General features: G+C 37.5%; 15 protein-coding genes, 1 tRNA gene and 1 CRISPR repeat array. Of the genes, 6 read left to right on the top strand and 10 right to left on the bottom strand.

Annotation, left to right across the window (positions count from 1 at the left end; all coding sequences use genetic code 11):
- Positions 1–5: 5 nt before the first annotated feature.
- The gene (locus I9192_RS15100; protein ID WP_200149886.1) at positions 6–449 is read right to left on the bottom strand and encodes a RidA family protein; all 444 of its coding nucleotides are present in this window, start codon (positions 447–449) and stop codon (positions 6–8) included.
- A gap of 191 nt (positions 450–640) precedes the next feature.
- Here I9192_RS15100 and I9192_RS15095 point away from each other — a divergent pair, with 191 nt between their 5' ends.
- A complete protein-coding gene (locus I9192_RS15095; RefSeq protein ID WP_200150427.1) occupies positions 641–1,528 on the top strand; it encodes a LysR family transcriptional regulator in 888 nt (295 codons plus the stop codon).
- A 471-nt stretch (positions 1,529–1,999) separates the two neighbouring features.
- Positions 2,000–2,267: a CRISPR direct-repeat array (repeat unit 28 nt; unit sequence GTTCACTACCGCATAGGTAGCTTAGAAA).
- Positions 2,268–2,371: 104 nt separating this feature from the next.
- On the opposite strand, the gene I9192_RS15090 is transcribed toward I9192_RS15095, so the two are convergent.
- Positions 2,372–2,447, bottom strand: a tRNA-Asn gene (locus I9192_RS15090).
- A 246-nt stretch (positions 2,448–2,693) separates the two neighbouring features.
- On the opposite strand from I9192_RS15090, the gene I9192_RS15085 reads away from it, so the two are divergent.
- Complete coding sequence (locus I9192_RS15085) at positions 2,694–3,176, top strand: hypothetical protein (protein ID WP_005032770.1); 483 nt, start codon at positions 2,694–2,696, stop codon at positions 3,174–3,176.
- A gap of 33 nt (positions 3,177–3,209) precedes the next feature.
- Here the strand turns inward: I9192_RS15085 and I9192_RS15080 are convergent, their stop codons facing one another.
- The 4 genes from I9192_RS15080 to I9192_RS15065 form a co-directional block, all read right to left on the bottom strand.
- Complete coding sequence (locus I9192_RS15080; RefSeq protein ID WP_005032768.1) at positions 3,210–4,640, bottom strand: cryptochrome/photolyase family protein; 1,431 nt, start codon at positions 4,638–4,640, stop codon at positions 3,210–3,212.
- 110 nt (positions 4,641–4,750) lie between these two features.
- Positions 4,751–5,233 carry an FKBP-type peptidyl-prolyl cis-trans isomerase gene (locus tag I9192_RS15075; protein WP_004829245.1) on the bottom strand — a complete coding sequence of 161 codons (483 nt, stop codon included), beginning with the start codon at positions 5,231–5,233 and terminating at the stop codon, positions 4,751–4,753.
- 143 nt (positions 5,234–5,376) lie between these two features.
- Positions 5,377–6,663, bottom strand: a complete 1,287-nt coding sequence (locus I9192_RS15070; RefSeq protein ID WP_005032765.1) for an NAD(P)/FAD-dependent oxidoreductase — start codon at positions 6,661–6,663, stop codon at positions 5,377–5,379.
- Positions 6,664–6,788: 125 nt separating this feature from the next.
- Positions 6,789–8,057, bottom strand: a complete 1,269-nt coding sequence (locus I9192_RS15065; protein WP_005032762.1) for a D-alanyl-D-alanine carboxypeptidase PBP6B — start codon at positions 8,055–8,057, stop codon at positions 6,789–6,791.
- 178 nt (positions 8,058–8,235) lie between these two features.
- Here I9192_RS15065 and I9192_RS15060 point away from each other — a divergent pair, with 178 nt between their 5' ends.
- Complete coding sequence (locus I9192_RS15060) at positions 8,236–9,939, top strand: M61 family metallopeptidase (protein WP_004829239.1); 1,704 nt, start codon at positions 8,236–8,238, stop codon at positions 9,937–9,939.
- 78 nt (positions 9,940–10,017) lie between these two features.
- Here I9192_RS15060 and uraH read toward each other — a convergent pair whose 3' ends face one another.
- On the bottom strand, positions 10,018–10,419 hold the full coding sequence (uraH, locus tag I9192_RS15055) for a hydroxyisourate hydrolase (protein ID WP_100885649.1): 402 nt from the start codon (positions 10,417–10,419) through the stop codon (positions 10,018–10,020).
- Between the two features lie 471 nt (positions 10,420–10,890).
- On the opposite strand from uraH, the gene I9192_RS15050 reads away from it, so the two are divergent.
- A complete protein-coding gene (locus I9192_RS15050) occupies positions 10,891–11,394 on the top strand; it encodes a hypothetical protein (RefSeq protein WP_004829234.1) in 504 nt (167 codons plus the stop codon).
- Between the two features lie 230 nt (positions 11,395–11,624).
- Entirely contained in the window at positions 11,625–12,044 is a 420-nt protein-coding gene (locus I9192_RS15045; protein WP_005032759.1) for a hypothetical protein, read from the top strand.
- A 64-nt stretch (positions 12,045–12,108) separates the two neighbouring features.
- Here I9192_RS15045 and lipA read toward each other — a convergent pair whose 3' ends face one another.
- The gene (gene lipA, locus I9192_RS15040; protein ID WP_004829230.1) at positions 12,109–13,122 is read right to left on the bottom strand and encodes a lipoyl synthase; all 1,014 of its coding nucleotides are present in this window, start codon (positions 13,120–13,122) and stop codon (positions 12,109–12,111) included.
- 200 nt (positions 13,123–13,322) lie between these two features.
- On the opposite strand from lipA, the gene sthA reads away from it, so the two are divergent.
- Positions 13,323–14,738, top strand: coding sequence for a Si-specific NAD(P)(+) transhydrogenase (gene sthA / locus I9192_RS15035; protein WP_004829228.1), 1,416 nt, complete (start codon positions 13,323–13,325; stop codon positions 14,736–14,738).
- A 104-nt stretch (positions 14,739–14,842) separates the two neighbouring features.
- Here the strand turns inward: sthA and mgtA are convergent, their stop codons facing one another.
- Together mgtA and I9192_RS15025 are read right to left on the bottom strand one after the other, a co-directional pair.
- Positions 14,843–17,599: a magnesium-translocating P-type ATPase gene (gene mgtA, locus I9192_RS15030; RefSeq protein ID WP_200149885.1), complete on the bottom strand. Its 2,757-nt coding sequence runs from the start codon at positions 17,597–17,599 to the stop codon at positions 14,843–14,845.
- 107 nt (positions 17,600–17,706) lie between these two features.
- Positions 17,707–18,402, bottom strand: a complete 696-nt coding sequence (locus I9192_RS15025; RefSeq protein ID WP_200149884.1) for a hypothetical protein — start codon at positions 18,400–18,402, stop codon at positions 17,707–17,709.
- Positions 18,403–18,532 lie beyond the last annotated feature (130 nt).

Below are 18,532 nucleotides of genomic sequence, written 5' to 3'. Positions count from 1 at the left end.
GACTCCTAAATTGTTAAGTTAAGATTTGCGGGAATAACAGCAATAGCTTCTACTTCAACTAAAACATCAGGGTGAAATAATTGTGCAACTCCGATCAGACTACTTGCAGGTGGCAATTGCGGATCAATAAATTTGTCTCTAACTTTACGAATCATGAGCAACTGATCAGGCTTTAGATCACGGATATAAATAGTCACTTTTACTAAGTGTTGAGTGCCGATACCTGCCTGATGTAGTGTTTTTTCAATATTTTGAAAGGCTAAATGAAGTTGTTTCTCCAGATCAGCCAGTAAAATTTCTCCTTGTTCTGTTATTGGCACATGCCCTGACAAGTACATGAGTTGTCCTTGTTGCACGACGATTGCTTGTGAAACATTAGGAATATTCAAATGGATCGGATTGATTGCATAGAGGATTGGATTGGTTGATGGTGTTGTTTGTTGATACATATCGACCTCATGTGAATTGTTATTGTGTGCGTAGCTTAAATTGCTGATAAAGAGCAAAACGAAGAAAAATGGAAAAGCAAAGAAGCAGTAACGCATATTGGAGAACCTATTTAGAAAGCTCATTTGATTGTGCTTCGATTTCATTTTTTATAGAATGGTTATTATTAATGGTTATAAATTCCAAAAATGAAATGTTAGATGATTTGAGTTTATTTATATCGATAGTCAGAGCTGGAAGCTTGAATATGACATCGGAACAACAAAATATTCCTGCTGCTACATTGACCCGTCGTTTAAAAAAATTAGAAGAAAGCTTGGGCTGTAAGTTATTACATCGAAACAGCCGAGGAATACAGCTAACTCAGGAAGGGCAGCGTTATTATGAACGTTGTCAGCCTTTACTGAGCGCGTTATTGCAAAATACGTATGAAATAAAAGAAGAAACAACCAAAGCTAAAGGTCGTATTAAAATTTTGGCTCCGATGAATCTTGCGATTTTTCCTTTGCAAGAATTTTGGAATACTTTTCTAAAACGCTATCCAGAGATTGAACTTGAATTGCAGTTAGACAATCAACTTGATGATTTAATGACTCAAGGTGCAGATTTAGCTTTGCGTGTCGGTAAAATGCCCAATAGTGTATATATTCAAAAACGATTAGCCAGTATCAAAACCTGTATCGTGGCTTCTCAAGACTATTTAAATCAGCATGATATTCAGACGCCAGAAGATTTAGCGCAACAAGATTGGTTATTGGCTTATCCTTTAGAACAAATTGAACTACGATACCAACAACAAAATTATCAATTTAAAATTCAAACTAGTCGTTTAAAAGTGAATGAAATCAGTCTATGTGTCAGTCTTGCAGAACGTGGCTTGGGCTTATGCTATGTTCCATTTACCCAATGTGAAGATGCTTTGAAGGCTGGAAGACTCAAGCAGGTTTTATCTGAATGGCAATTGCCAATCAGAGATGTCTATGCTGTTTGGCATGCTCAAAAAGTCATGCCTGCAAGAGTCAAAGTTATCATTGAAGAGTTAGATATTTTTTTCCAGAAACAGACTTGGAATCATACATAATTCAAAATTTTATTCTTATAAAAACAATAAGCACTATTTTTGATGAAATTTACGTTATAGCACTAGTTTTTATTGAACTTTAACATCATATAAAAATGATCTTTTTTAGCAGTTTATTGAGCTGCAAAGGAAGTATGTATTATCGTTTGCAAGATAAATTAAATTTTAAATATTTAATTGATAAATAAATTATTTTATATGAGGTATGTCGTATGATTCTGAGGAGTGAATCTATTAGAGTTTGTATTATATACTGCTATAACTTGTTGCTGATGAGGCAAAAGTGAACAATTTAGGGAAATATGCTTTTAATAGAATTACGATTGTTCAAATATTTTAACCCAATATTTTTTTACTCTTTAACAACTGAATAAAATCAATAAGTTATATTGGTAAGTAAAAACTTGGGTCATTTGATGATTTTTAGGTTTAACTTACTGTTATCACTTTATTTTTTGATCTAAAATTATAGTTCACTACCGCATAGGTAGCTTAGAAATGAAGCAAAGCAGGCATTCGATGCAATGGGTGGTTCACTACCGCATAGGTAGCTTAGAAAGTTTGAGGAAGCATTCCCAATACCAGCACACTGTTCACTACCGCATAGGTAGCTTAGAAATTTCAAAGCTAGTGCATTCGCAACTTCACTGGGTTCACTACCGCATAGGTAGCTTAGAAATCATTGATGTTAAAGAGGGTTACAGTCCAACAGTCCACTACCGCATAGGTAGCCTAGAAAAATTGTTAAACCTCTCTTATGATTTTAAAAATTTATAGTTGTATAAATTGTTTATTTTATAGCAATAAAAAAAGCCCACTTGAATGAAGTGGGCTTTTAGAATTTGGCTCTCCAACCTGGGCTCGAACCAGGGACCTGCGGATTAACAGTCCGTCGCTCTACCGACTGAGCTATTGGAGAATCTGCATGCGATTATAAGGATATATCACGAGTGGTCAAGCCTTTGATGTCATCTTTTCTTCATTTTTGACTTGTATGCTTTTTATTTAAACAAAAAAGATCAAAATTAAAAAAATGAATTTGAGTGGTTGCAAAGCGAGAGCTGACTTGTTAGATTAAAAACATAAAGAGTGTTTAAGTTTGACTTAAACCGTGTGGATTTAACCAACTTGCCAGCACTAAAATGGCTAAATAGGAGACAGCGCAATGACGACGCTAAATATTTCTCAAATTTTTGAAAAATTTTGTTTTTATCAAGAAAAGTACCTTTCTATCCTGCAAAATCCTGAACAATATCATATTGAAGTTGAGCAAGCATATTTAGATGTTTGGCCTTTTTCTGAGAAAAAACTGTACTTGGGCGATTTGTTACAACTGTGGTTTAGTGAAAAGTGGCTGATTAATTCAACATGCAGATTATTACTGAATTCATCGACATTAGATTCATCTGATTTAACTGCTCAACCCACTCAAAAACAGATCCAAAGAACACAGGATTTATATTTATTTCAATTAAGTGGCAGTACTTTATCAGGTTCAAACCATGCACAAGTCTGGTCTGTTTCTGAACAGAAAGTACTGTATGTCTCTTTAAACAGTATTTTTAAATATTACTGCTATTTTGAATCGATTGAACGTCCAAAAAATTACCAAAACCATCAATTTAAAACTTTTGGTCAAGCCATCTAATCCACAATTTGAGAAGCTTTTAAGTTGAGTATTTTAAATCTGCTTAAAAGCTTCAATTGCGCGGATGCGACTTTGTTTTAAATCAACTATAGGTTGAGGATAATTCAGTTGTATTTCTGAATTTTTGGCATAAGGTTCATGAATGGTTTTTGCATCCAAATCAGCAAGTTCGGGTACCCATTTTCGGATATATTCACCTTCAGCATCAAACTTTTGTGATTGACTGACTGGATTGAAAATACGGAAATAGGGAACTGAATCTGTGCCTGTTGAAGCGCACCATTGCCAACCACCATTATTTGCGGCCAAGTCGCCATCAATTAAATGTTGCATAAACCATTGTTCCCCTAATCGCCAATCAATCAAAAGATTTTTGCTCAGAAACATGGCAACAATCATTCGTACACGGTTATGCATCCAACCTGTCTGTAGTAATTGGCGCATCCCAGCATCAACAATCGGGATGCCTGTCTGCCCCATTTGCCAAGCGATTAGATCCTCAGGCGCATCACGCCATGCTAATTTTTGTGTTGTTTGTTTAAATGGTAAGTGCTTTGATACACGAGGAAAATCAAACAGTATATGTTGATAAAACTCTCGCCAAAGCAACTCGTCCATCCATGTTTGTTGACCTATATTTTCAATCGTAAATTGACCGTGTTGCGATCTAAATAAAGCATTTAAACACTGTCGAATCGAAATGATGCCAATATTTAAATATGCGGAGAGTTGACTGGTGGCTTCAAGATTTGGAAAATCTCGATGTACTTGATAATTTTCAATATGATTGTCTAAAAATTCATCTAAAAGATGCCATGCATGTGCTTCGCCTACTTGCCATTGCGTTTTGGCATTTTTCTCTACACATTCAAATCCGAGAGTTTTTATTGTTGGAAGCGGATTTAAATCATCTTTGTAAATACTCATATCCAAAGATTGAATTTCAGGGGCAGGATAACACTGAGGTACTGAAATACTCAGTTGTTCATAACAATATTTTTTAAATGCACCAAAGACTTGATAGGGTTGATTTGATTTATTACGGATCGAGCCTACAGGAAACAATGTACGATCATGATATAAAATTAGATCATGTCCATTTTTATTCAAACGCTTTTGAACGTCAAAGTCTCTATTTAACTCATTGACGCCACACTCAATATTGGCATGAATATTTTCAATATTTAATTTTTGACAGAGTTGAGTGACTTCTGTTGCTATATTTTCCCACAATGGAATGGTTTGAATGATCAGCGGAATATTTAGCTTCGTTAGGGCGTGTTGCAGCACCTCGATTTGACGTAGATAGAAGTCGATTTTAATCGGTGCATCATCATGTTTTTGCCATTGTTGAGGTGAAAGTACAACCAGTGCGATCACCATGCCTGACTGGCGAGCATGCCAAAGGGCGGCGTGGTCATGGATACGTAAATCTTGTCTAAACCAAATGAGTTGTTTTTGCATAAAATTTTCACAAATCGTTTTATTGATACATGATGCAAATCACTTTAACGCGATACATATAAAAAAGGCAAAGTAAAAACTTTGCCTTTTCAGATCAGATGAAACAGATCTTAGTGGTGATGACCACCTGCGCCATGTACATGACCGTGTTCTAATTCTTCTGGAGAAGCGTCACGTACTTCTACGATTTCTACTTCAAAAGTAAGATCTTGACCAGCCAATGGGAAGTTAGCATCAACGATTACGTTTTCGCCTTCAACTGCTTTAACTGTAACGATTTGAACGCCATCATCAGTTTGAGCTTGGAACTGCATACCCGCTTCAATGTTTTCAACGCCTTGGAACATTTGAGCAGGAACTTCTTGAACGAGGTCAGGATTGTATTCACCATAACCTTCAGCAGCAGGGATAGTCACTGTAAATTTGTCACCTACAGTTTTACCTTCTAAAGCTTTTTCTAAACCAGGAATGATGTTACCTGCGCCATGTAAATATGCAAGTGGTTCACCTTGAGATTTATCAAGAGTTTCACCCTCAGCGTTAGTTAACGTATAGTGGAAAGAAACCACGTTGTTATTTGCAATAGCAGTCATGTTATTGATCCATTCGGTAATCGATAATTTTAAGGCTACATCATAAAGTGAAAAGCAATTTTTGTAGACTAAATTTAATAAAAAATTGCATTTTCAGCTGTATTTTGACCATTTTTTCATAGATTGGGACTAAAAATTAGATTTCAATGCAATTTAATTTTAGGTGCAATTTTTCGTGTAACAAAATCTTTGGCTGTTAATAGACCTGCATGTGCATAACCATAAATTGTGGCTTGATGGATACGGTATAAAGAGACATACATTGATTTTGCAACAAAACCTTGCACATTGACTTGACCCAACAATTCACCCACAGCTTTATTTTCACTTAGAGAGACCAGTGAACCTTTGTCTGCAAATTGGAACATCGGCTGTTGGCGTCCTTTGATACGTGCATGCATGGCATCTACCAGAAAAGCGGCTTGTTGACTTGCTACTTGTGCACGTGGACCAAGCGGGGCTTCACGTGCATCTAAGATACAGTGTGCGCAATCTCCAAAAGCAAATATATTTGGATCTGCTTGGGTTTGTAAGGTTGCATATACTTTCAAACGACCCATGCGGTCTTTTTCAAAACCTTCTAGGTTTGCAATTACTTTAGGTGTTTTGATACCCGCCGCCCAGACTTTTAATTGTGCTTCTACAGATGTACCATCATTGAAATAAACCGTTTCAGCATCGACTTTTTCAACACGCTTTCCAGTTAAGACATCAATTTTCATGCGTTTTAATTGCTGAGTTGCATGTTCAGCTATTTTTTCAGACAGTGCAGGCAAGATACGGTCAGCACCTTCAACCAAGGTGATTTTGACATTGTTAGGATTGATTTTATTCAAGCCGTATTTATAAAAGTTTTGTTTGGCTTGAACCAGCTCTGCGGAAAGTTCAACACCTGTTGCACCCGCACCAATGACAGCAATATGCAGTTCACGATCAATATTTTTATTTTGTGCGTCTAAGTACAAGTGGAGCAAGTCTTGTTGGAAAATTTCCGCTTGTTGTCGGCTATCCAAATAGTGACAAAATTCTTTAACGCCCGGTGTATTAAAATCATTGGAAACAGAACCAACAGCAAGAATCAAAGTGTCATAACTGAGCACTATTTTTTCTTGGTTGGATTCATACTTGCTGATTTGCGTTTTACTTAGCTCAATGGTTTTATGCTCACGATCGAGCTGTTCAAACCGCCCTAAAACAAACTCATAATGATGTTTAGCGGCATGTGCATAGTAGTTGGTTTCTTCATCGCTTGGGTTCATGGTTCCTGCAGCGATTTCATGGAGTAGCGGCTTCCAAATATGGGTGAGTTTTTGGTCAACAAGGGTGATTTTGGCTTTCTTACTTTTACCAAGCGTATCACCCAGTTGTGTCACCAACTCTAAACCACCAGCACCACCACCAACAACCACAATATGATGTAGATTAGACATAAAAAACCTAAATAGTTGTTATAAAAAAGGATGGCTTAAATATGCCATCCTATTTAATTATTTAGGTTTTTTTTGTATTACAGGTTACATAATTACAATAAATCTAAGTAAATTGGTTGGTTTTATTAAATCCCAAAAATTGACTTGATCCATTCCAATAAACGTTCGAACCAAGAGGCTTGTTCAATATGAACCTCATCTTCAATGTCGAAGCTTTGGATAAGTTGATTGTCTTGATAAACATTCACTTTAGCCAAATGCATGATTTTTTCTAAAGGTGCGGTCAATGATGTTTCATTGAGTTGAACATTTAAACGCGTTTGTGTTGTTGTCAAAGGTTCTACAGCTGTTAATAATCCATTGCTATCAGTTTTCATGACACGGCTATTGACTACATCAAAGGTGTTTAGATCAATTGGATTTACATCGTTATAAAGTGAGGTGGTAACCAACTGAGGCTTTCTTGCCTCAACTTTAAACATTTTTAATGTGGATTTGACGACAGGGAGTTCAGCAATTAATTGTTTGTCTTTGATTGCTACTTCGTCTCGTGTATAGGCATAGCCCAAATTTAACAGCTTATGGGCAATTTCAGCACGTTTAACGGCACTTTTAGCACCCATGACCACAACAATTAAACGACGGTCAGGAGACTCAGCAATGGCAGAAGGGCGGTGTGCTGTTAAAGCTAAATTATAACCAGCAGCTTTGGTAAAACCTGTTTTTAAACCATCAACACTTGGGTCTGTTTTTAAAACAAGATTGGTTGCGTGATGAAAATGTTGGTTATAACTGAAACTTGGCATGACTGAATAATGCATATATTCAGGGGTTTGTGAGGTTACAGCTTGACCCAAGATCGCCATGTCATGCGCAGAAGAAAAATGATCTGGCATGGTGATCCCTGGTGGATTGGCAAAATGAGTATCTTTCATTCCCAAAGCTTGTGCTTCTTGGTTCATACGCGCAACAAATGCGGGTACGCTACCAGAGATGCGCTCTGCCAGAGTCACTGCTGCATCATTGGCAGACATGACAATCAATCCAGCAAGAAGTTGATCAATCGAGATCTGCTCACCTTGTTTCAGGTACATCTGAGATTCATCCCACTGTACGACTTGAACCACAGGTGTCGCGGTAATAATCTCTTCTTTTTTAAGATGACCTGCTTTTATTTCTTTTAAGGCAATATATGCCACCATCATCTTGGTCATGGATGCAGGTGCACGCTGAACATGACTATTATATTCCGCAATGGTTTGACCTGATTGCGTATCTAATATTGTCCAAGCTTCAGCTTCAACAGATTGCGGGTTAATATTTAAGAGTGCGGCATTAACAAACGTGGAACAAACCAAGCCCGTTATTGCAATAAAAGAAGCAAGAATTTTCAACAGATTTACCTTTAAGCCAATCCAATGGCAAGAGTAGACAAACTGTGCGAATGCTATGCCTTTTTTGCATTCTACGCTAGTAAGAATTGCAGACAATTTCGACTAAAATCGCCCGACTTTGTAAAAAAATGCTAATCTAATTGGTAATTTCTCACTGTCTATTTTCGAATATATATTTATGTTGCATTATCAGATTGAATTTGACGATTATCGTCAACACCTCATCCATGTCACATTGCGCTTTCTTGCGAATCCAACTCAAGTGTTGTCACTGCCGACATGGATTCCAGGAAGTTATTTAATTCGCGAATTTTCAAAGCATATCGAATCGGTTAAAGCTTATGATGAAGCTGGTCGTCAACTTAAAATAAATAAATTTGAAAAAAATAAATGGCGTTTATATAACACAGATCATGAACTGATTACGGTTGAGTACGATGTTTATGCCTATGATCTTTCAGTGCGAGGTGCATATGTTGATCAAAGCCGTTTGTATGTGAATCCAGCTTGTGTATGTTTAGGGCTTCAAGATCAACAAGATTCTGCGATTGAAGTTGAAGTGTTTTTACCCGAGGAGTTAAAGCATTTTCAACTTGCAACGGGTTTAGTATCGAAGAGTTTGGTGAAAGGTCGTTTTACCTTAAAAGCCGATCATTATGCCCAACTGATCGATGCACCATTTGAGTTGGCAGAACAAACAAGATTTAGCTTCGAGGCGAATGGAATTCCACATGAGTTTGTGGTTTCTGGTCAACATGCAATGAATGCTGAGCGTATGAAGCAAGATCTTGAAAAAATCTGTAGTACAGAAATTAGCATGTTTGGTTCAGCACCTTTCGAAGACTATACGTTCATGACAATGGCAACGGGCAATAGCTATGGCGGGTTAGAACACCCAAATAGCACGAGTCTGATTACTCCACGTAGTGACTTGCCAAAGTTGAACGAGCCTGAGGAACCATCGGCAGATTATCAACGATTCTTGGGGCTTTGCAGTCATGAGTATTTTCACTCATGGTTGGTTAAATTTATTCGACCAGAAAACTTTGCCAATTATGATTTAGATCAGGAAGGTTACACCTCTTTATTGTGGATTTTCGAAGGTTTCACTTCATATTATGATGATTTGATTTTGTACCGCAGCGGCGTGATTTCTCAAGCGTCATATTTGAGTTTGCTGAAAGGACAAATTGATCGTTATTTGCAAAATCCGGGACGTTTTATTCAGTCTGTTTCTGAATCAAGTTTTGATGCTTGGATTAAATTTTATCGTCAAGATGAAAACTCAAACAATGCTGGAACCAGTTACTATAACAAAGGCTGTTTAGTAGCACTAAGTTTGGATTTGGGATTACGTTTACGTGGCTCTAGTCTAGATGCTTTGATGCGCCGTTTGTATGAAAATACTCAAAAAGGTATTCAAGTCAATGAGCGCACAATTGTTGAATTATGTAATGAATTGACAGGCAGCAATTGGATTGAACAAATTAATCATTTGATCAATACCACTGATGAATTGCCACTGGATCAATTGTTCCCTGAATTTGGTTTGAGTTATCGTTTAAAAAATGAAAAGGCATTGCCATTTGGACTGAAATTGGTGGATAAACCTGAAGGGGTGCTTATTCAACAGGCGAGACGTGAAGGTACCGGTGCGATTGCAGGACTTTCAGCCAATGATGTGATAGTTGCGATTGATGGGTTAAAAGCCTCAGAAAAACTTTTATCCCAATATTCCAAACAACAAGATAGATTTACCGTGTATGCCTTCCGCCGAGATGAATTTATGCAGTTCGAGCTTCAAGGTGGGGAAATTGATTTAACTACAGTTGAATTGACTGTTTTAGATCAAGACAAAGCAGAAAAATGGCTCAACGTTTAAATTGGCTTGAACTGAAAACCGATGTTTGATACATCGGTTTTTTAGGGCGGAATTTAAACTAGGGTTGATTATTTAAGTTTAATTACCACGATAAGTCGAATAACCATATGGGCTGATGAGTAACGGAATATGATAATGCTCAAGCGTACCATCAATTACAAAAACCACAGGGACTTCAGGAAAAAAGCTTCGTTGGTTCTTTTGTTTAAACCATTCACCTGTTTCAAAAGTAACTTTATAGACACCTTTGTCGAGCACTTTATTTTCAGGGTATAAGGCTAAAATTCTTCCATTGCTGTCAGTAGTGCCTTCATTAATTTTTATCCATTTATCTTTTTGCTGAGCTTCAAGAATGACTTTAACATTGCTTGATGGTAGACCACTTTCAAGATTTAGAACATGCACACTCAATGGATTTTGAGCAAAACAAAGCCCAGAAAAAAAAGTGGCGAACATTGATAAGGTTAGTTTTTTCATCATCATGTTTAGCTTAGATTAAAATCTCTATGTTAAAGTCAATGTACAATTGTGCCGCTAAAAAAATGTAAGATTATATTAACTGTTCAAATTTATTTTGCTTACTTTCTTTTATATCATTTATTAAACAATGATTTAGTTGAAGTTTGTTCATTTATTTAAAACTGTTCTTTTATTCATTTGATCTGCTGATTCAAGGCAAAGTACGATATTTTCTCAATACAAAGCAAATTTTCTCCTGTGTCTAATCATTACTTGGCATCATTTAGATTTGATTTTGTATAGTAAAAAGAATGAGCAATTCGCTTTTTTGAATTTTCGATGATATATTCAAATTTTATTGTTTAGTTTTATAGAAATAATATATTAATTAAATTTTACAGTGAATTATCAAATTTATATTGTGACAACGAGTTGGAAAAATAAAAAGTTGTTTGCAATATTTGATTAAATCAGAAAACAAGGAAATACAAAATGGGACAATTTCAGATGTATATTTTACGTATCGTGCTGTGTTGCAGCCTTTTATTCACGGTATCAGTTACACGAGCAGATAATACCGGAAAACTACAGTTTTTATATACAGCATATTTGGATGTACCAGCACTCATTTCAAATGTGCTCAAGTCTTGCGAGCAATTCGATCCCTCGACCAGAAAAGAGTTGCAGAATATGTATGATGAATGGAATCAAAAACATGGGCGCTATCAAAATGAGTTACAACAACTTTTATTTAAATTTCTCAGTCAGCAGATGGGAACGGAGAAAGCACAGGAGTTGGTGACTTATCTCAAAGTAGAAGTTCAAAAAGAGCTAGGAAGTTTGCATTTTCCTCAGAATCATACATGGAAAGACAATTGGTACTGTACTCAAGGATTACCTGATGACTTAAGAGGTAAAGGTTTAATGCTGGATTATGCAGACTACGTAAAAGAGCTTAAGCAAAATTTGGATCAACTTAAACAGGAAGTGGAATAAGTTATTTTATTGATTTCAAATTTTAACTGATTTTGTCTTGGTGGCAATTCAGTCTTATTCATAAACATGTAAGCACAATTCAAATAAAAACAAATAAGTATTTTTGCTTACTTATGATTAATAAATGACAACATATTTGTCATTCAACCCCTAAACGACATATTTTAAGATCGATAAATAATAAATTTAATTTTTTAAATTTAAAATGAATAATTCAAAGGGTTGTATCAATGAAAAAACTTTTCCTAAATACCATCATCATTTCATGTGGTTTAACGGCTGCGCAACTTGGATTTGCAGCAAATTGCACAGGTGCAATCAACAATAATGCGGTGTCGAATTTAACAGTACCCGCAGGTGCAACTTGTATCTTAAATAGTAGTTCTGTCGATGGTAATGTTAATGTACAAAATGGAGCCAGTTTGATTCTCAACAATTCTTCGGTGAGTGGTAGTGTCCAAGCCAATTCAGCCAAAGTGTTGAAGTTAGTCAACTCTTCAGTAGAGGGGGATGTGGCTGCATCTCAAGTTTCAACGACATTGAGCTTAAATAAGTCGATGGTTTCGGGAAATTTACATTGTTCAACATTAACAAAATTACAAAGCAATATGAGCAGTATCGAAGGTAAAACAATTGGAAAATGCCGTTAACAACTGCTGATACTAAAAAAGCACGCTTTATAGCGTGCTTTTTTAGTATATGCTTGAATCAGTTTTAAGCTTCGATCGCTTGGACTGCAATTTTCTTAGCAGGATCTACTTTACGACGAACTTGTGGAACAGGCTCTCCATAATATTGACGATCAGCAAAATAACTTGAACGAACCATCGGTGCTGCCCAAATATTTCTAAAACCTAGTTTTTGCCCATGCGCAGTATAACGTTCAAACTCTTCTGGCGTTACAAAACGATCAATAGGGGCATGTTCTTTTGATGGCTGTAAATATTGTCCAATAGTGACATAGTCAACACCATGAGCATGCAAGTCATCTAACAATGCAATCACTTCGTCTTCAGTTTCACCAATACCAACCATTAGACCACATTTGGTAGGGACATCAGGACAGTATTCTTTAAACATTTTCAATAGATTTAAAGAGTGCTGATAATCTGAACCTGGACGCATCGCCTTATATAAACGAGGTACTGTTTCAATGTTGTGGTTAAACACGTCAGGCGGACATTCAGTCATGATACGCAATGCAATGTCCATACGACCACGGAAGTCAGGCACTAAAATTTCCAGTAAAGTCTTTGGACTAAGCGCACGAGCTTCTTTAATACAGTCTACAAAATGCTGAGCTCCACCATCCAATAGATCATCACGGTCTACTGAAGTGATCACCGCATATTTCAAACCTAAGTTTGCAATCGTTTCAGCCATGTGACGTGGTTCATCTGGGTCAAGCGCATTTGGTCGACCATGTGCAACATCACAGAAAGGGCAACGACGGGTACAGATATCACCCATAATCATAAAGGTTGCAGTACCACCACCAAAACACTCAGGAAGGTTTGGACAAGCAGCTTCTTCACAGACCGTATGTAATTTTTGCGCACGTAATGTGGTTTTGATACGTTGAACTTCATCAGGTGCAGCCATTTTCACACGAATCCAATCCGGCTTTCGTGGTGCTTCAACCGTGGGAATAACTTTTACAGGTATACGAGCAACTTTTTCCGCGCCACGTAATTTGACACCCTGTTCTGGTTTACGGTTCTCTGACATATTCAACTTTTCCACTGTTTTCTACGGGGGAGATAAACCATTATAGCGGAAATGCAAAACGATAGGGCAAAAACACTATTCATATACTAAATGTCGTTATCACAGAATATATGCATGTGAAATACAGAAAATTGTTTCGGTTTAGTTCATAATATCGCATGAGAAAAGATATAGACTGAATTTACTATAAGGAGCTTTGAATGCCACGTAAGAAAGAAGTCGTTAGTGGGAATTTTGTGAAATACGATGCAGTCGTACTTGGCTCTGGTCCTGCTGGTGAAGGCGCGGCAATGAAGCTTGCTAAATCGGGTAAGCGTGTTGCAATTGTAGATATTCGTGAGCAATTGGGTGGTAACTGTACGCATGTCGGCACTATTCCAAGTAAAGCTTTGCGTCAAACAGTTTCAAGTATTATCCGTTACCAACGTGATCCAATGTTTAAAAAAGTGGGGGATTGGAAACAATTCACCATGAAACAAGTATTGCGTAATGCACATAAAGTGATTCAACAGCAAGTTGATACACATTCACGTTTTTATGACCGTAATAATATTGATGTTTTTCATGGTCGTGCATATATCCAAGATAAAAATACCGTCATTATTTTTAGTGAAGATGGTATAAAAGAAACTTTGGGCTTCAAGCAACTCGTTGTTGCGACTGGTAGTCGACCGTATCATCCACAAGGTTTAGACTTTAATCACCCACGTGTATTTGATTCGGATAAAATTTTAGATCTCGATTTCACTATTCATAAGATTATTATCTATGGTGCAGGTGTTATCGGCTGTGAATATGCATCTATTTTCATTGGCTTGGACCATAAAGTTGATTTGATTAATACTCAACATCAACTCTTAAGCTATTTAGATGACGAAATTGCAGATGCATTGTCATATCACTTGCGTGAACAAGGGGTGTTGATTCGCCATAATGAACAAATTGATCATTTAGAGACTTTTGATGATCATGTTGTACTTTATTTACAAAGTGGTAAGAAGATTAAAGCAGATGCCATTCTTTGGTGTAATGGTCGTTCAGGAAATACGGATGGCATGGGACTTGAAAATGTCGGTCTTACACCAAACAGTCGCGGTCAACTTGCAGTCAACGATCAATATCAAACAGAAGTTGAAAATGTGTATGCTGCGGGTGATGTGGTAGGTTGGCCATCACTTGCTTCAGCTGCATATGACCAAGGTCGTTGCGCAGGATCGAACATGGCTGGTGAAAAAGATGTCAAGCCTGTAAAAGATATCCCAACAGGTATTTACACGATTCCAGAAATTTCTTTCTTTGGTAAAACTGAAAGTCAGTTAACTGAGGAAAAAATTCCATATGAAGTGGGTCAAGCATCTTTCCGTCATTTGGCTCGTGCGCAAATTACGGGTGACACAGTGGGTGAACTTAAAATTTTATTCCATCGTGATACCTTGGAATTGTTAGGTGTCCATTGTTTCGGTAACAATGCTGCTGAAATTATTCATATTGGGCAAGCTGTGATGCAAAGCGGTAACAACACCATTAAGTATTTTGTTGAAACCACCTTCAACTATCCGACCATGGCGGAAGCTTATCGTGTTGCGACCTTGAATGGTATGAACCGATTATTTTAGTCAAAGCGGTTCATGTAAGTAAGTACTAGCACGATCATCGAATAAAAACGAAAGCCTTTCTCTTGAATAAGGGAAAGGCTTGTTAGTTTCAATGACGCTGGTTTTTATTGCCAACCATAACGGCGGATGTACATTGTTTTAACCCACTGTGTCAGACACATATAGGCAATTAAAATAAATGGTAAGTAGAGGAAATAACTCAGCGGTAATGCTTCCAGTTTTAAATAACTCGCCAATGGTCCCATAGGTAAGAATATACCAATACACATAATGATTGCGGTCATGACCAATAAAGGCGTTGCGGCACGGCTTTGAAAGAATGGTACTTTGGCTGTGCGAATCATATGTACGATCAGTGTTTGAGTGAGTAGTCCCACCACGAACCAGCCTGATTGGAATAAGGTTTGTTGTGCTGGCGTATTTGCTGAAAAAACAAACCACATTAAGGCAAAGGTTAAAATATCAAAAATTGAGCTGATTGGTCCAAACACAATCATAAAACGACCAACTTCACCCGGCTGCCAACGTTGTGGTTGAGCAATTAATTCTTCATCCACATGGTCAAATGGAATAGCGATCTGAGAAATATCGTAAAGTAGATTTTGAATCAATAGGTGAATGGGCAACATTGGTAAGAAAGGAATAAAGGCACTGGCAACCAATACTGAAAATACATTACCAAAATTGGAGCTTGCGGTCATTTTGATATACTTCAGCATATTGGCAAAAGTTCTACGACCTTCAATCACGCCGTTTTCCAAGACCATCAAGCTTTTTTCGAGCAGAATTAAATCTGCGGATTCTTTGGCAATATCCACGGCTGTATCAACCGAAATCCCAATATCTGCAGCGCGAATTGCTGCCGCATCGTTGATTCCATCGCCCAAGAAGCCGACCACATGCCCATTGGCTTTGAGTTGTTCAACAATACGTTCTTTATGAACAGGACTAAGTTTTGCGAAGATATCATAGTGCTCAACAGCTTCTTTCAGTTGTTTATCTGACAGCGTTTCTATAATTCCACCAAGTAAGATGCGTTCACATTGAATACCAATTTCACGACATACTTTCTGTGTGACAAATTCATTATCTCCAGTCAATACTTTGACGGTGACGCCATGCGCATGCAGGCTTTTTACAGCAGCCGTGGCTGATTCTTTCGGCGGATCTAAAAAGGCAACATAACCAATTAAAATCAGATCACTTTCATCGGCGACAGAAAAATTTTCTTGGTCAATTGAAAATTCACGATAAGCCACAGCTACGACACGTAAACCATCTTGGTTATAACGTTGAGTCAGTGTTTCGATAGCCATTTGCTTTTGTACGGTTAAGGCTTCTACTTTGCCATCAATTTCAACATAACGGCAAACTTTGAGCATTTCCTCAACTGCGCCTTTGGTGATCATGCGGACTTTGTCTTGAGGGGTTTTGACTACCACTGACATGCGTCGACGATCAAAATCAAAAGGTACTTCATCTATTTTTTTATAACGTAACTTTTGTGTTTTGATCTCTGGGTCAACGGCGTCTAATACAGCAACATCAAGTAGATTTTTCAAACCAGTTTGATAATAACTGTTTAAAAATGCCTGCATTAAAACATAGTGTGAAGTTTGACCGTGTATATCGACATGTTGTGATAGAAAGATTTTGTCCTGAGTTAAGGTTCCTGTCTTATCCGTACATAACACATCCATTGCGCCAAAGTTCTGAATGGCGTCCAGACGTTTAACAATGACTTTCTTCTTAGATAAAAATACTGCACCTTTTGCTAAAGTTGAAGTGACAATCATCGGCAACATTTCAGGTGTTAAGCCAACTGCTACTGAAAGTGCGAATAAAAAAGCTTCTGTCCAATCGCCTTTAGTGAATCCATTGATAAATAGCACAATAGGTACCATGACTAGCATAAAGCGAATCAGTAACCAACTGACTTTGTTGACCCCCATTTGAAAAGAGGTTGTACCACGATCTGTTGCCGTTACACGATGAGCCAAAGCACCAAAATAAGTCTGTATTCCTGTGCTCACCACTATTGCATGTGCTGAACCTGAAACCACATTGGTTCCCATAAATACAATATTTTCTAGCTCCAAAGCATTGCTTTGCTCTAGATTTGACTGCACAGAGAATTTTTCTACAGGCATCGATTCGCCTGTCATAGCTGCCTGCGAGACAAATAGATCTTTAGCAGAGAGAATGCGGCAATCAGCAGGAATCATGTCTCCAGCGGAAAGTAGAATAATATCACCAGGAACCAGATATTGAATTGGCATTTCAAATTGGGAATTTTTTTGATGTTTAACATCAATTCCATAGCGTTGTTGCATCAAGACAAGATCATCATAACTCAGCTGATCTCTTAAAACTGTTGCAGTATTACTCACCATCGCTTTTAAGGCATCGGCGGCTTGGTTGGATTTAGATTCCTGCCAGTAGCGAAGTAGTGTGGAAAGAATCACCATGACACTGATAATACATGTGCCTGTCAAATCATCGGTGAGAAATGCCACCAGCGCTAAAAGACTTAATAAAATATTGAAAGGATTGCGATAGCAATACCAAAGGTGTTGCCACCACATCAATGGCTTTTCATGGGAGACTTCATTTAAGCCGATAACCTTTTGTTGGGCATTTGCTTGTTGTTCGGTTAAGCCTGCTTCTGAACTGTTAAATTTGTGGAGCAGTTGCGCAGAGTCAAGTTTCGCAGCCTTCACTAATCGGGTGGATAATGTTTTGCTGATTTCTTGTGCATAACTGGATTGATGCAATTCTTTAAAAGATTGACTGCGCCCAAAGAAACGCATGAGGTGAAATCTTTTGAGAAAGGTTGTAAATAGCTTGTGCCAGAGTTTCATATCGAAGTCCTCTTTTTTTAGGCGTGCAAAGTCTCTGACCTTATTTCAAAAATAAAGCCGATTTTAAAAAAGTATTTATAAAAAGAAGTGGTGAATTAAGCTTGTAATTAAGGTGTGTAACTTAATCCGATTCCATACCATCGCTGTCGGAAAGCATTGAAACGATCACCGAAAGTAGCTTCGAGTGTTAAGGTATTTGGAATCAGGCGATAGTGCACAGCGGTCTGAAAGAAGGGCGCATCACGATCTTGATTATAGGTTTCTGCACTTAACGCCCAACGATCGTTAAGCGAATAATGCGTCGCAACTCCCCAACGAATTAAACGTGAATGATCAGGCGCATATTGATAACCCAAGTTGGTGTCAAGTTCTAAACGCGGAGCTAAATTAAAACTCATCGGTAGATTGAGAAACCAATCGAGATCAGAAGAATGCTGAGACTGTTCGTCTTGTGACAGCATCAGACTACTTGCAATTCCCCAGAACTGATTCATAGGTTTTAATACAGTTTTTACTTGAGCTGAAAAACCATGGACATTATCAACATCTTTCGATGCATGATATCCTACTGAAATTTCTAAATTTTCAGAAAAGTTACATGCAGGAGTGACTTGGTATGACCATGTATCTGATGTACTATGTGAATAAGCACTTTCTAATTGGCAGCGGTGTGCTGCAGTAATGGACGCATCGTCAGTATTTAAAAGAGGATCAGCTTTACTCTTTTGAGCAAGCACAATAATCCCACAGAGTAAAAATACACTGATTGCACAATACCATTGAATGGAAGCATGTAAAAACATCGGCTTCTCCCCATTTTTAGGTGAGAAACTAAACGGGTTGTAGTCAACACATTAAATTTTTGCTGATATGTAAAAATTTTATAGGGGGGGATTAAAGTATAATTTTTTCAAGGCTATCTCATTGCAAGAT

The organism is Acinetobacter bereziniae, assembly GCF_016576965.1.
Lineage (GTDB): Bacteria > Pseudomonadota > Gammaproteobacteria > Pseudomonadales > Moraxellaceae > Acinetobacter > Acinetobacter bereziniae.
The sequence above is the reverse complement of the archived record's forward strand: the minus strand, read 5'-3'. Positions and strand labels throughout refer to the sequence as shown.

Bases quoted from the DNA above. Each gene is read 5' to 3' on its own strand.
- sthA (WP_004829228.1), top strand. From the start codon at position 13,323: ATGCCACGTAAGAAAGAAGTCGTTAGTGGGAATTTTGTGAAATACGAT.
- I9192_RS15095 (WP_200150427.1), top strand. From the start codon at position 641: ATGTTAGATGATTTGAGTTTATTTATATCGATAGTCAGAGCTGGAAGC.
- I9192_RS15100 (WP_200149886.1), bottom strand. From the start codon at position 449: ATGTATCAACAAACAACACCATCAACCAATCCAATCCTCTATGCAATC.
- I9192_RS15085 (WP_005032770.1), top strand. From the start codon at position 2,694: ATGACGACGCTAAATATTTCTCAAATTTTTGAAAAATTTTGTTTTTAT.
- I9192_RS15045 (WP_005032759.1), top strand. From the start codon at position 11,625: ATGAAAAAACTTTTCCTAAATACCATCATCATTTCATGTGGTTTAACG.
- uraH (WP_100885649.1), bottom strand. From the start codon at position 10,419: ATGATGAAAAAACTAACCTTATCAATGTTCGCCACTTTTTTTTCTGGG.
- I9192_RS15075 (WP_004829245.1), bottom strand. From the start codon at position 5,233: ATGACTGCTATTGCAAATAACAACGTGGTTTCTTTCCACTATACGTTA.
- I9192_RS15025 (WP_200149884.1), bottom strand. From the start codon at position 18,402: ATGTTTTTACATGCTTCCATTCAATGGTATTGTGCAATCAGTGTATTT.
- lipA (WP_004829230.1), bottom strand. From the start codon at position 13,122: ATGTCAGAGAACCGTAAACCAGAACAGGGTGTCAAATTACGTGGCGCG.
- I9192_RS15070 (WP_005032765.1), bottom strand. From the start codon at position 6,663: ATGTCTAATCTACATCATATTGTGGTTGTTGGTGGTGGTGCTGGTGGT.
- I9192_RS15080 (WP_005032768.1), bottom strand. From the start codon at position 4,640: ATGCAAAAACAACTCATTTGGTTTAGACAAGATTTACGTATCCATGAC.
- mgtA (WP_200149885.1), bottom strand. From the start codon at position 17,599: ATGAAACTCTGGCACAAGCTATTTACAACCTTTCTCAAAAGATTTCAC.
- I9192_RS15060 (WP_004829239.1), top strand. From the start codon at position 8,236: ATGTTGCATTATCAGATTGAATTTGACGATTATCGTCAACACCTCATC.
- I9192_RS15050 (WP_004829234.1), top strand. From the start codon at position 10,891: ATGGGACAATTTCAGATGTATATTTTACGTATCGTGCTGTGTTGCAGC.